The 12,378-nt window shown below is 70.0% G+C and carries 10 protein-coding genes; 1 reads left to right on the top strand and 9 read right to left on the bottom strand.

Annotated features, from left to right (window positions below; all coding sequences use genetic code 11):
- Window positions 1-18: 18 nt before the first annotated feature.
- Window positions 19-1,635: a family 20 glycosylhydrolase gene (locus tag ACFZB3_RS15540; protein ID WP_391375818.1), complete on the top strand. Its 1,617-nt coding sequence runs from the start codon at window positions 19-21 to the stop codon at window positions 1,633-1,635.
- A 64-nt stretch (window positions 1,636-1,699) separates the two neighbouring features.
- Here the strand turns inward: ACFZB3_RS15540 and ACFZB3_RS15535 are convergent, their stop codons facing one another.
- From ACFZB3_RS15535 to ACFZB3_RS15495, 9 genes are all read right to left on the bottom strand, one after another.
- Complete coding sequence (locus ACFZB3_RS15535; RefSeq protein WP_391375310.1) at window positions 1,700-3,469, bottom strand: IucA/IucC family protein; 1,770 nt, start codon at window positions 3,467-3,469, stop codon at window positions 1,700-1,702.
- Window positions 3,466-4,011, bottom strand: coding sequence for a GNAT family N-acetyltransferase (locus tag ACFZB3_RS15530; protein WP_391375308.1), 546 nt, complete (start codon window positions 4,009-4,011; stop codon window positions 3,466-3,468). The genes ACFZB3_RS15535 and ACFZB3_RS15530 overlap by 4 nt, the downstream gene beginning before the upstream one ends.
- Window positions 4,008-5,309: a SidA/IucD/PvdA family monooxygenase gene (locus ACFZB3_RS15525; RefSeq protein ID WP_391375305.1), complete on the bottom strand. Its 1,302-nt coding sequence runs from the start codon at window positions 5,307-5,309 to the stop codon at window positions 4,008-4,010. The genes ACFZB3_RS15530 and ACFZB3_RS15525 overlap by 4 nt, the downstream gene beginning before the upstream one ends.
- A complete protein-coding gene (gene desA, locus ACFZB3_RS15520) occupies window positions 5,293-6,759 on the bottom strand; it encodes a lysine decarboxylase DesA (RefSeq protein WP_391375302.1) in 1,467 nt (488 codons plus the stop codon). Before desA ends, ACFZB3_RS15525 begins: the two co-directional genes overlap by 17 nt.
- 153 nt (window positions 6,760-6,912) lie before the next feature.
- Complete coding sequence (locus ACFZB3_RS15515; protein WP_391375300.1) at window positions 6,913-7,749, bottom strand: siderophore-interacting protein; 837 nt, start codon at window positions 7,747-7,749, stop codon at window positions 6,913-6,915.
- Between the two features lie 65 nt (window positions 7,750-7,814).
- Complete coding sequence (locus tag ACFZB3_RS15510) at window positions 7,815-8,861, bottom strand: ABC transporter substrate-binding protein (RefSeq protein ID WP_391375297.1); 1,047 nt, start codon at window positions 8,859-8,861, stop codon at window positions 7,815-7,817.
- A 172-nt stretch (window positions 8,862-9,033) separates the two neighbouring features.
- A complete protein-coding gene (locus ACFZB3_RS15505) occupies window positions 9,034-10,095 on the bottom strand; it encodes a substrate-binding domain-containing protein (protein ID WP_391375294.1) in 1,062 nt (353 codons plus the stop codon).
- A 204-nt stretch (window positions 10,096-10,299) separates the two neighbouring features.
- A complete protein-coding gene (locus tag ACFZB3_RS15500) occupies window positions 10,300-11,571 on the bottom strand; it encodes a sugar ABC transporter permease (protein WP_391375291.1) in 1,272 nt (423 codons plus the stop codon).
- Window positions 11,564-12,358, bottom strand: a complete 795-nt coding sequence (locus ACFZB3_RS15495; RefSeq protein WP_391375289.1) for an ATP-binding cassette domain-containing protein — start codon at window positions 12,356-12,358, stop codon at window positions 11,564-11,566. Before ACFZB3_RS15495 ends, ACFZB3_RS15500 begins: the two co-directional genes overlap by 8 nt.
- Window positions 12,359-12,378 lie beyond the last annotated feature (20 nt).

Genomic DNA, 12,378 nt, shown 5'->3' with positions numbered 1-12,378 from the left:
ACTCACCGAACTCACCGAATTCCCCGGACTCTCCGGACTTCCCGAACGTCCCGGGCCCCCCGTCTGGGCCGTGTCCTCGGATCCCTGCTGCTCGTCGCGGCGGCCGGTGCCTTCACGGTCGGTGCCGCCCCGACGGCGGCCGCGCCCGCGCCGGTCCCGCTCGGCCGTATCGTCCCGGCGCCCGCCTCGGTCACGCCCGGCGGAGCGCCGTACCGCATCACCCGGGACACCGTCATCCGCGTCGACGGCTCCGGTCAGGCCCGCCGGGTCGCCGGGTACCTCGCGGACCTGCTGCGCCCGTCGACCGGCTACCGGCTGCCCCTGACCACCCACGGCACCGCCGGTATCCGGCTGCGCCTGGCCCCCGGCCCGTTCGGCGCCGAGGGCTACCGGCTCGACAGCGGCCGCGACGGCGTCACCCTCACCGCCGCCGCACCCGCCGGCCTCTTCCACGGTGTCCAGACCCTGCGCCAGCTGCTCCCCGCGGCCGTCGAGAAGGACACCGCGCAGCCCGGCCCCTGGCTGGTCGCGGGCGGTACGATCACCGACCGCCCGCGCTACGCCTACCGCGGCGCGATGCTCGACGTCTCCCGGCACTTCTTCACCGTGGCCCAGGTCGAGCGGTACATCGACCAGCTGGCCCTCTACAAGATCAACGAGCTGCATCTGCACCTCAGCGACGACCAGGGCTGGCGCATCGCCGTCGACTCCTGGCCGCGGCTGGCGAGCTACGGCGGCTCGACCCAGGTGGGCGGCGGCCCGGGCGGCCACTACACCAAGGCCCAGTACGAGGAGATCGTCCGGTACGCCGCCGCCCGCTACCTGGAGGTCGTCCCCGAGATCGACATGCCCGGCCACACCAACGCCGCCCTCGCCTCCTACGCCGACCTCAACTGCGACGGCACCGCGCCACCGCTGTACACGGGCACGGAGGTCGGCTTCAGCTCGCTGTGCGCCGGGAAGCAGGTGACGTACGACTTCGCCGAGGACGTCATCCGCGAACTGGCCGCGCTCACCCCCGGCCGCTACCTCCACATCGGCGGCGACGAGGCGCACTCCACCAGCCACGCGGACTACGTCACGTTCATGGACCGGGTGCAGCCGATGGTCGCGAAGTACGGCAAGACGGTGATCGGCTGGCACCAGCTGACCGGCGCCCATCCGGCCAAGGGGGCGATCGCGCAGTACTGGGGGCTCGACGACACGGGCGCCGACGAGAAGGCCCAGGTGGCCGCGGCCGCCCGGAACGGCACCGGGCTGATCCTCTCGCCCGCCGACCGGGTCTACCTGGACATGAAGTACACCGAGGACACCCCGCTGGGCCAGGACTGGGCGGGCCTGGTGGAGGTGCGGCGGTCGTACGACTGGGACCCGGGCCACTACCTGGACGGTGTGCCCGGTTCGGCGGTCAGGGGCGTCGAGGCGCCGCTGTGGACCGAGACGATCGTGACCGGCGCCGACATCGACTACATGGCCTTCCCGCGGCTGCCCGGCGTGGCCGAGCTCGGCTGGTCCCCGGCCGCCACCCACTCCTGGGAGGCCTACAGGGTGCGGCTCGCCGCCCAGGCCCCGCGCTGGGACGCCCTCGGCATCGCCTACTACCGCTCGCCGCAGGTGCCCTGGCCCGCGCACTAGGGTGAGGTGAAACGACGGACGGGCTTCCCCGAGGACCGTACTCGGGGAAGCCCGCCTGCCCGGATCAGAACCCCGCGACGGGATTTTTCAGGGTTCCGACCAGCTGGAGGGCGCCCGACGGGTCCGCCAGGTCCACCATCTGCCGGTTGTCGCGCAGCTGGAGCCGGTTGAGGCAGGACAGCGCGAACTCCGGCGCGAACAGGTCGTACTGCGCGAACTTGTCGGCGAGTTCGGGCGCCGACTGCTGGTACTCACGGGTGACCTCGGCGACCGTCCGCCAGAAGTCGTCCTCCGTCAGGACCCCCTCGGTCGCGAGGTTCGCGGCGAGGAAGCGGAAGAAGCAGTCGAAGACGTCCGTGAAGAGGGAGAGGAGTTTCATCTCCTCCGGGACGTCGACGCGCAGCCGTTCCACCGTCGGCGGCAGCACCGCGTCCGGGTCCATGACCGCGATCTCCTCGGCGATGTCCTTGTAGACCGCCCGCCGTACGACCCCGTCCTCCAGCACCAGGATGACGTTCTCGCCGTGCGGCATGAAGACCAGGTCGTAGGCGTAGAAGCTGTGCAGGAGGGGCGTGAAGTAGGCCCGGAGGTAGCCGCGCAGCCACTCCCGCGCCGGCAGTCCGCTGCGCTCGACCAGCGCGGCCGCGAAGGACGCGCCCTCGTGGTCCACGTGGAGGAGGGAGGCCATGGTCGCCAGGGACTCGCCCTCCCGGAGGGACGGCACCGGGCTCTCCCGCCACAGTGCGGCCAGCATCTTCCGGTATGGCGAGTAGCGGTCGGTCGCCTTCTCGTACTCCAGGTGCCGGTAGCCGACGGCCGCCCGCTCGCGGATGATCGACAGGCCGGTGGACTTGAGCACCGGGTCGTTGTCGATGAGCTGCGCCAGCCAGTCGTTGATGGCCGGGGTGGCCTCCATGTAGGCGGCCGAAAGCCCGCGCATGAAGCCCATGTTGAGGACCGAGAGCGCGGTCTTCACGTAGTGCTTCTCGGGGCTGGAGCTGTTGAAGAAGGTCCGGATGGACTGCTGGGCCAGGTACTCGTCGTCGCCCTCGCCCAGGCAGACGAGGTACCCGCGGGCGACCTCGGCGGCGAAGGTGACGGTGAGCTTGTTCCACCACTGCCAGGGGTGGACCGGGATGAGGAGGTAGTCGGCGGGGTCCAGGCCCCGGTCGCGCAGGACGCCGTCGAAGCGGTCGACGGTCGCCTCGCCCAACTCGTCCCGTACGAAGGACTCGTACTCGATCCCCACCCCCGCCGTGAACGCGGCCCGCGACCGGTGCGCCGCCAGCCACACCAGCCGGACCGGGCTCGCGGTCTCGGGGGCGTACGACAGGTACTCGTGGACGCCGAAGCCGAGCCGCCCGTTGTTGGCGACGAAGCAGGGGTGGCCCTCGGTCATGCCGGTCTCGATCGCCTGGAAGCCGGCGCGGACGAGTTCGGCGACGGGGATCTGCGGCTTGGTGAGCTTGTAGCAGGTGCCGGAGAGGGTGGAGGAGATCTCCTCCAGGTAGACCGGCAGGACCTCGTCGCCGAGCCCCAGGGCCTCCTTCAGCTCGATGAAGAAGTCCAGGGCGGCGAGCGGGAGTTCGGCGCCGTCCCGGGTGCGCGTGATGGACTCGGCGTCCACCTGCCAGTGGTCCAGGGCGCGGCGGACGGCGGTGAAGCGGTAGCGGGTGAGGCCGTCGTCGCTGCGGACGACGTACGACGGCCCGTCCGGCTCCGGGGTGATCAGGCGCTCGTGGGCGAACTCGGCGAGGGCCTTGCGTATGAGCAGGCGGTTGGCCTTCTCCCAGCGCTCGGGGGACAGGTGGGCCACGGAGTCGGCGAGGGTCATACGGCGGCCACCGCCTGCTCGAACCGCTCCCGGGTGCAGTAGCTCAGCAACGCCTTCTTCTCCGGCTTCTGGATCTCCCGTACGGGCACGAACCCGACGGCCTCGTTCAGCGCGTGCACGGCCGTGTTGCCGACGTCCGGCTCGACGACGATCCGGCGGGCCGCCGGGTCCTCGAAGAGGCGGGCCACCACGGCCGTGATGACGGCCTTCGTGAAGCCGTGCACGGGGGTGTCGGTGGCGGGGGTGAGGAAGTGCATCCCGACGTCGCCGGGTTCGGGCTCGTACAGCCCGACCAGTTCCCGGTGGGCCGGGTCGTAGTACTCCATGAGGAAGGCGGGCCCGCCGTCCTCGCCGAGGCCGAGGAGCGCGTGGTGGTGCGCGTCGGCCGCGATCTCCATGTACGCCCGCTCGACGTCCTCCAGCCGGGCGTCCTGCATCATCCAGTAGGCCGCCTTGGGGTGGGTGACCCAGGAGTGGAGGAGTTCGCCGTCCTGCAGCGGGTCCAGCGGCCGGAAGGTGAACGTCGTCGTCATCGTGCTCATACCGCGAACTCCTGGAAGGCGATCGTCTTCTCCACCGGGTAGTACTCGGAGCCGAGCAGCTCGCGGATGATGTACGCGTTCCGGTACGGGCCCATGCCCAGGTCGGGGCTGGTGATGCTGTGGGCGTGGACGCCGGCGTTCTGCAGGAAGACGCCCCGGCCGGTGACGTCGATCGCGTAGTTGCGGGCGATGTCGAAGTTGCCGTGCGTGTCGTAGCGCAGCCGGTCGCGGACGGGCTTCAGGAACTCGGGCTCGGCGTACCTGTAGCCGGTGGCCAGGACCAGGCCCTGGGTCTCGATCTCGTACTCCTTGCCCTGCTCCTCCTGGCGGAGGGAGAGGGTGTACGTGCCGTTGTCGTAGGCGGCCGCGTTCAGGGCGGAGTTGGTCAGCAGCCTGGTCGGCACCGGGCCGCCGAGGTTCTTCTGGTAGAGCAGGTCGAAGATCTCGTTGATCAGGTCGCCGTCGATGCCCTTGAAGAGGCCCTTCTGCTCGGCGGTGAGCCGGTAGCGGGTCGCCTCGGGCAGGGCGTGGTAGTAGTCGATGTACTCGGGGCTGGTCATCTCCAGCGTGAGCTTGGTGTATTCGAGCGGGAAGAAGCGCGGGGAGCGGGTCACCCAGTTCAGGCGGTAGCCGTGCACGTCGATCTCGCCGAGCAGGTCGAGGTAGATCTCGGCGGCGGACTGGCCGCTGCCGACCAGCGTGATCGACTCCTTCGACTGGAGTTCCTGCTTGTGCCGCAGGTAGCGCGAGTTGTGGATGAAGTCGCCGCCCAGCCCCTGGCAGGCCTCGGGGATGTGGGGCGGGGTGCCGGTGCCGAGGACCAGACGGCGCGCGCGGTACGTCTCGCGAGTCTCGCGCGTCTCGCCGACGGCCGCCGTGACGACGTAGACCTCGTCCGTGTCGTCGTACCGGACCTCCGTCACCGTCGTGTTGAAGCGGACGTTGGTCAGCCGGTGCGCGGCCCAGCGGCAGTAGTCGTCGTACTCGACCCGGAGGGGGTAGAAGTTCTCCCGGATGTAGAACGAGTACAGGCGGCCCCTCTCCTTCAGGTAGTTGAGGAAGGAGTACGGCGAGGTGGGGTCGGCGAGGGTGACCAGGTCCGACATGAACGGGGTCTGGAGGTGGGCGCCGTCCAGGAACATCCCGGCGTGCCACTCGAAGTCGGGCTTCGAGTCGAGGAAGACGCCGTCCAGTCCGGCGATCGGCTCGGTCAGGCAGGCGAGGCCGAGGTTGAAGGGCCCGAGCCCGATCCCCACGAAGTCATAGGTCTTGGTCGGGTTGTCAGGACGCGCGGTCAAGGGACTCTCCCAGGTACTGCTCGGCGTGGCCGGCGATCAGGTCGAGGACGGCGGCGATGTCGGCCGCCGTGGTCTCGGGGTTGAGCAGGGTGAACTTCAGGTAGTGGCGGCCGCCGACCTTGGTGCCCGCGACCACGGCGTCGCCGGAGGCGAACAGGGCCTTGCGGGCGTACAGGTTGGCGCGGTCGATCTCGGCCGGGTCGGTGACGGCCGCCGGGATGTAACGGAAGACGAGGGTGGACAGGGACGGCTCGACGACGACGTCGTAGCGCGGGTCGGCCACGAGCAGCTTCCAGCCCTCCGCCGCCAGTTCGCACACCTCGTCGAAGAGTTCGCCGATGCCGTCGGCGCCCATGGTGCGCAGGGTCATCCACAGCTTGAGGGCGTCGAATCGGCGGGTGGTCTGGAGGGACTTGTCGACCTGGTTGGGGATGCGTTCGGTGACCATGCGGCGGGGGTTGAGGTAGTCCGCGTGATATGTGACATGGCACAGGGTCGCGGCGTCCCGGACCAGCACCGCCGACGAACTCACCGGCTGGAAGAAGGACTTGTGGTAGTCCACGGTGACCGAGTCGGCGCGCTCGATGCCGGCGAGCCGGTCCCGGTGCTTCAGGGAGGCGAGCAGCCCGCAGCCGTAGGCCGCGTCGACGTGCATCCACACCCCGTACTGCTCGCACAGCTCGGCGATCTCCGGCAGCGGGTCGATGGAGCCGAAGTCGGTGGTGCCGGCGGTGGCGACGACCGCCATGGGCACCAGGCCGTCCGCCTTGCAGCGCTCCAGCTCGCGGGCGAGGGCGACGGTCTGCATCCGCTTGTCGGCGCCGACGGGGACGGAGACCACCGCGTCCGGGCCGAGGCCGAGCAGTTTCGCCGACTTCTTCACGCTGAAGTGGCTGGCCTCGGAGGCGAAGATCCGCAGGTCGGCGAGTGAAGCAGATCCTTCCCACCCACCCGGCCCCGGCTTGGCCTCCTCCCGCGCCAGCAGCAGCGCCTGGAGGTTGGACTGCGAGCCGCCGGAGGTGAACACGCCGTCGGCCGCGGCACCGAAGCCGATCCGCTCGGCCGTCCAGTCGATCAGTTTCCGCTCGATGAGGGTGCCGCCGGCCGACTGGTCCCAGGTGTCCAGGGAGGAGTTGACGGCGGACAGCACCGCCTCGCCGAGCACCGCCGGGATGACCACCGGGCAGTTGAGGTGGGCGAGGTAGCGGGGGTGATGGAAGTAGACGGCGTCCCGGAGGTAGACGTCCTCCAGCTCGTCCAGGACCGCGGCGGTGTCGTGCAGCGGCCGGTCGAGGTCGATGCCGTCGATGCGCGGGGCGAGGGCGTCGACGGTGACGCCGGTGAACGGACGGTCGGTGGTGGCGAGTTTGGCCGCCACCCGCTCTACTCCTTCGGTCACGGAGCGGCGGTACTGCTCCGCGGTGAGGTCATTGAGCAGGTGCGAGCGCATGAGGGGGGCCTCCGGGACGTTCCGTGCGGGGGAGGGGAGCGATCGGCTCCACTTAGGTTAGCCTAACCTAAGTAACGCGAGTGAAACGCTGCCCCTCCCGTGACAGCCGTCACGTCGACGGCCGTAACCGACGGTTGTGACCAGCGGCCGCAACTACTCGCCGGACTCCCGGAGCTGCTCCTCCGTCAGGCCCTGCCGCCAGTACCCGACGAAGGTGACCCGGCGCCGGTCGATCCCGCGCTCGCCGACGAGGTGCCGGCGCAGCTCCTTCACCCGCCCCGACTCCCCGGCGATCCAGGCGTACGGGCGGCTGTGGGAGGGGAGTCGTGCGGCGCGGATCTCCGCCGTGGCGTCGCGGCCGCCCACCAGCCAGGTGATCTCCGCGTCCGCCGCGGTGGCCACGTCCTGGACGTCCCCGGCGCACGGCACCTCAAGCCAGGCGCGGGCACGGGTGCCGGCGGGCAGCGATTCGAGGACGGCGGTCGCGGCGGGAACGGCCGTCTCGTCGCCCCAGATCACCACGAGGTCGGTGTCCTCGGGCGGCCGGAAACGGATCGCCCGGTTGTCGGCGACCGCCGGCCCGAGCAGGACCACCCGGTCACCGGCGGCGGCCCGCGAAGCCCAGCGGGAGGCGGGCCCGGCCGGGGCGGCGGCCTCCGGCCCGACCCCGTGCAGCACGAAGTCGATGTCGATCTCGTCGGGGTCCCGGCGCAGCGCCCGCAGCGTGTACGACCGCATCACGGCCCGTACGTCGTCCGGGAGTTCACGCCAGCCCTGCCACCATCTGTCGCCCAGCTCGACGGGCACGGCCGGCTCGGTGTGCCCCTCGGCCGGGATGAACAGGGAGAGCGACTGGTCGCGCCCGTGGGAGTGGAAGTGCGCCAGGTCGGCGCCGGCGAAGGTGACCCGGACCAGAGACGGACCGAGCCGCCTCGTCCGTACGACCTGGAGGGAGAAGAAACGGAACGGGGCGGCTACGGCCGTCGTCATATGTGCTCCTGAGATTCAGGAAGTTGTATGGATGTGCGGCGTCCTGCGGGTCGGTCGACCGCGGGTCAGCTGACCTTCTTCGCGGTCTCGATCGCCTTGGCGAGGTTCTCCACCATCGCGACGCACTTGTCGTAGGAGAAGATCGGCTCGGGGGAGCGGGCGATGACCTGGCCGGCCTTGACCGCGGGGAGCTTCTTCCAGGTGGCCTGGGTGATGTCGGCGGGCTGGATGGTCGCCGTACGGTCGTCCATCATGATGATGTCGGCCTTGTACTTGTCGACGTTCTCCCAGCTCAGCGACTCGTACCAGCCGCCGCTCGCCTTCAGTACGGAAGCCGAGGGCTCGACGAAGTTCACGCCGAGGGCCTTGAAGTACTCCAGGTCCACGGAGAGGTTGGAGCCGGAGACGTAGAACAGGTCCTGGGCGGCGGATCCGGCCAGCACCGTGATGTCGGGGTGTGCCTTGGCGGCGGCGCGCAGCCGGGAGGACGCGTCCTCGAACCGCTTCTTCGCGTCGGTCACCTTGCTCGCCGTCATGTCCGCGCCGAGCGACTCCGCAAGGGCCCAGACCCGCTGGAGCGGGACGGTGAGCTGGCGGTCGTAGGCGGAGATGCCGACGCTCGGGGCGAGCTTGGCGATCTTGTCCTTGGACTCGTCCGGGACGTACCAGAGGGTGCCGGCGGCGTCGAAGAGCGTGGTGACGAGGACGTCGGGGGCGAGCGCCGCGTACTTCTCGACGTTGAACTGGCCCCACTCGTTGCCGAGGACGGTCAGCTTGCTGACGTCCATGTCGCCGGCCTGGACGTCGGCCTTGCCGTCCTTGGTCCTGGTCGGGCCGAAGACGCCCTTCACGCTGACGCCGTAGTCGTACAGCGCGGCGGCGACCCCGACGAACGCGACGATGTTCGCCGGGACCTTGTCCAGCTTCACCGTGGTGCCGCGGTCGTCCTTGAACGTCCAGGGGCCGGACTCGGCAGCCGTCGTCTCCTTGCCGGAGGAGCCGCTTTTCGCGTCGTCGTCACCGCAGGCCGCGAGCGCGGCGCCGAGACCGAGGGCGCCGCCGGCGGCGAGGATGCCACGGCGGGTGAGGTGGGCTGCTCTGACGTTGGACATAGGTGTGGCTGCTTTCGGACGTGCGGGAACACCGCCGGACGGGATGGAGATTAGGTTAGCCTAACCTCAGATCTTGTCCAGGTCCGGGCCCTGCGGCTTCCGTCCGGGGGATGGCTCACCGAGGCCAACTCCCGGGTGGGCGGCGCTGGTTGACCCTTGCCGCTCCCGATTCTCACTGTCGGTCGAGACTGTTGCCCCAGAGGGACGCGTCGGTGCTCTTGAGGCTGGGGACGCCGCCGTACGTGCCGCCGTCGGCGGTGACGAGCGGGGCGGAGAGCTGGTCCTCCAGGAGTCCGTCGCGGATCCGCACGATGGTGCTGTCGTGGTCGGTCCTGCCCGGCTTGAACGTCTGCCCGTCGATCGCGGCCTTCAGGTAGCTCAGGGCGTACTTGGCGTAGAGGTCGACCGGCTGGGACACGGTGGCGTCGATGGTGCCGTCCGAGATGTACTTGAGCTCCCTGGGGATGCCGTCGTTGGAGACGACGGACACGTGCTTCGGGTCCCCCGGGCCGACCAGCAGCCCCTGCTGCCTGAGCACGTGGAGCGTGCTGGAGAGGGCGAAGCTGGCCTGCATGTAGATGCCCTTGATGTCCGGGTGGGCGGTCAGGTCGGTCTGGAGCTTCTGCGCGGCGACGTCCTCGTCCCAGTTGGTGACCTCTCCGAACACCTTGATGTCCGGGTAGTTCGCCTTCATGCACGCGTTGAACCCCTCGGTGCGATCACGGCCGTTGATCGACGAGAGGTCGCCCTGGAGCATCACGACCTTGCCCCTGCCGCCCAGCTTGGTGCCCAGGTACCTGCATGCCTTCTCGCCGTAGGCGCGGTTGTCGGCGCGGACCACCATGTAGACCCTGCCCCTGTCGGGGCGGGTGTCGATGGTGACGACCGGGATCTGCGCCGCCTGCAGCTGCGCCAGGATCGGCGCGATGGCGAAGGTGCTCTGCGGGGCCATCGCGATGCCCTCGGCGCCCTTGAGGATGAGTGTCTGCGTGTTGGCGGCGAGCTTGGCGACGTCGTTCTGCGAGTTGGTGGTCCTGAGCGAGAGGCCGAGTTGTTCGGCGTACTCGGGCGTGTACTTGATGTACGCGTTCCAGAAGTCGGTGTCGGAGCGCGGGTAGTCGACGCCGACCAGGGGCTTGCCGTCGCCCGACGTGGCCGTGCCGCCGCAGGCGCCGGCCAGCACGAGTGCGGAGAGGGCGAAAGCGGCGGAGCGGAGGACGGGTCTGGACCTCATCGGTACTTCCTCGCGGTGGTCCCGAAGCGCCTGCCGCCCCCCCGGGCTCACCTGACCGACAGAGACATGTCACCCGGCCGACACGAAGCATCTCATCAGTCAATATACCTGGATCACCTGGGCTATCTGGACTATCCGGACCGCCTGGACGGAATTCCCTTCCGGTTCGGCCCGCGTCCGGCGCCCCCGGCGCCCGGGGAAGTGTCAGGCGCGTCCGTGCGCCTGCTGCGTATGCCGGGACAGTGAGTCGATGACCACGGCGGCGAAGAGCACCCCGCCCGTGATCACCAGCTGGGCGGCGGTGGGCGTGTCGGTGAGGGCCATGCCCGAGGCGATCGACTGGATGACCAGGATGCCGAGCACCGCGCACCAGGTCGTGCCCCGTCCTCCGAACAGGCTGGTGCCGCCGATGACGGCGGCGGCGATGGCGTTGAGCAGCAGGACGCCGGAGCCGGAGTTCTGGCTCACCGACGTGATGCGCGAGGCCAGGAACAGGCCGCCGGCCGCCGCCAGGGTGCCGGAGACCGCGAGCACGGCCGTCTGCACGCCGGTCACGCTGAGGCTGGCGCGGCGGGCTGCCTCGACACTGCTCCCCAGCGCGTAGACCTGCCGCCCGTAGGACGTGCGCCGGAGCACGACGTCCAGGCCTGCCACCGTGGCGAGGAAGATCAGCAGGGCCAGCGGCAGGCCCTGGAACTGGTTCAGCAGATAGGCGGAGCCGAACGCGATCACCGCGACCACTCCGGTGCGCACCGCGACGGTGCGCAGCGGGCGGTGCGGCATGCCGACGGCCCTGCGACGGCGCCTGTTCAGGTAGGAGGTGAGGAAGACCAGGGCGGTGGCGAGTGCCGCCACCGCGTAGGCGACGCCCGCGTCGGTGAAGTAGTAGCTGGTCAGGTGGGCGACGAGCCCGTTCTCGTCGAGGTTGACGGTGCCGCTGGTGCCGAGGATGGCGAGCATCAGGCCGTTCCACGTCAGCAGCCCGGCGAGGGTGACCACGAAGGCCGGTACCCGGGTCCTGGCGATGGAGTATCCCTGGACGGTTCCCGCCACGGTGCCGGTCAGCACGGCGGCGATCAGGGCGAGCCACTCCGGCACGCCGTTGTTGACGTTGAGCACCGCGAAGACCGCGGCGGCGAGCCCGCTGATCGAGCCGACCGACAGGTCGAGTTCACCGAGCAGCAGCACGAAGACGATGCCGACCGCGATGAGGCCCGTGCCCACGATGTCCACGCTGAGGTTGGACAGGTTGCGGGGCGAGAGGAAGGCGGAGTTCAGGCCCTGGAAGATGATCCAGACCGCGGCGAGGACGAGGGAGACGGGAAGGTAGCCGAGCTCGCCGGCGGTCAGCCCGCGCCGTCGGACGGCGAGCCAGCCCGCCACGGCACGGGTGACGGCCCGCCCGGTACTACCGTGACGGGCTTTCGTGGTGGCTGCCGCGGGATCGGTCCGCGTCTCGTCCGGCATGTCACGCATCCCTGTCCCCACTCCCGTCCTCGTGGTGGGCCGGCCGGCGGGGCACGTTGTCCGTGGCGCCCGTGATGGAGGAGATGATCTGCTCCTGGGAGGTGGTGCTCACGTCGAAGAAGCCGTTGTTGCAGCCGAGCCGCAGCACGGCGGCCCGGTCCGCGAGGGCCTTCACGTCGCCCATGTTGTGGCTGATGAGCAGGATCCCCAGGCCGTGGTCGCGGAGACGGTCGACGAGGTCGAGGACCTCGGTGGTCTGCTCGAACCCCAGCGCCGCGGTCGGCTCGTCCAGGAGAAGGACGCGCGGGTCGCCGAGAAGCGAGCGGGCGATGGCGACGGTCTGCCGCTGGCCGCTGGACAGTGACACCAGGGGACCGCGCAGATCGGGGACGCTCCGGGTCAGGCGCTTCAGCAGGTGCGTGCTGCGGAGCTCCATCTCCACCTCGTCGAGGAAGCCGAACCTGCGGATCTCCCGCCCCAGGAAGAGGTTGCCGACGACGTCCAGGTTTCCGCACAGGGCCAGGTCCTGGTAGACGGTGGCGATACCGAGGTCCCGGGCTTCCTGGGGACGCCGGATGTGCACGGGCCGGCCCTCCCACTCGATGCTCCCCTGGTCCGCGGGAGCGACCCCGGAGATCACCTTGACCAGGGTGGACTTGCCGGCTCCGTTGTCGCCGAGCAGGGCAAGCACCTCGCCGGCGTAGATCTCCAGCTCGATGTCCCGGAGGACCTCGACGACGCCGAAGCGCTTGCACACGCCGCGCAGGGCGAGCAAGGGGGGCGGCAAGAGAACCATCTCCTTCCCGGGCCTGGGGC

It is taken from the genome of Streptomyces sp. NPDC008092 (assembly GCF_042957285.1).
GTDB lineage: Bacteria > Actinomycetota > Actinomycetes > Streptomycetales > Streptomycetaceae > Streptomyces.
Note: the sequence above shows the minus strand (reverse complement) of the source record. Positions and strands in the feature narration are given on the sequence as shown.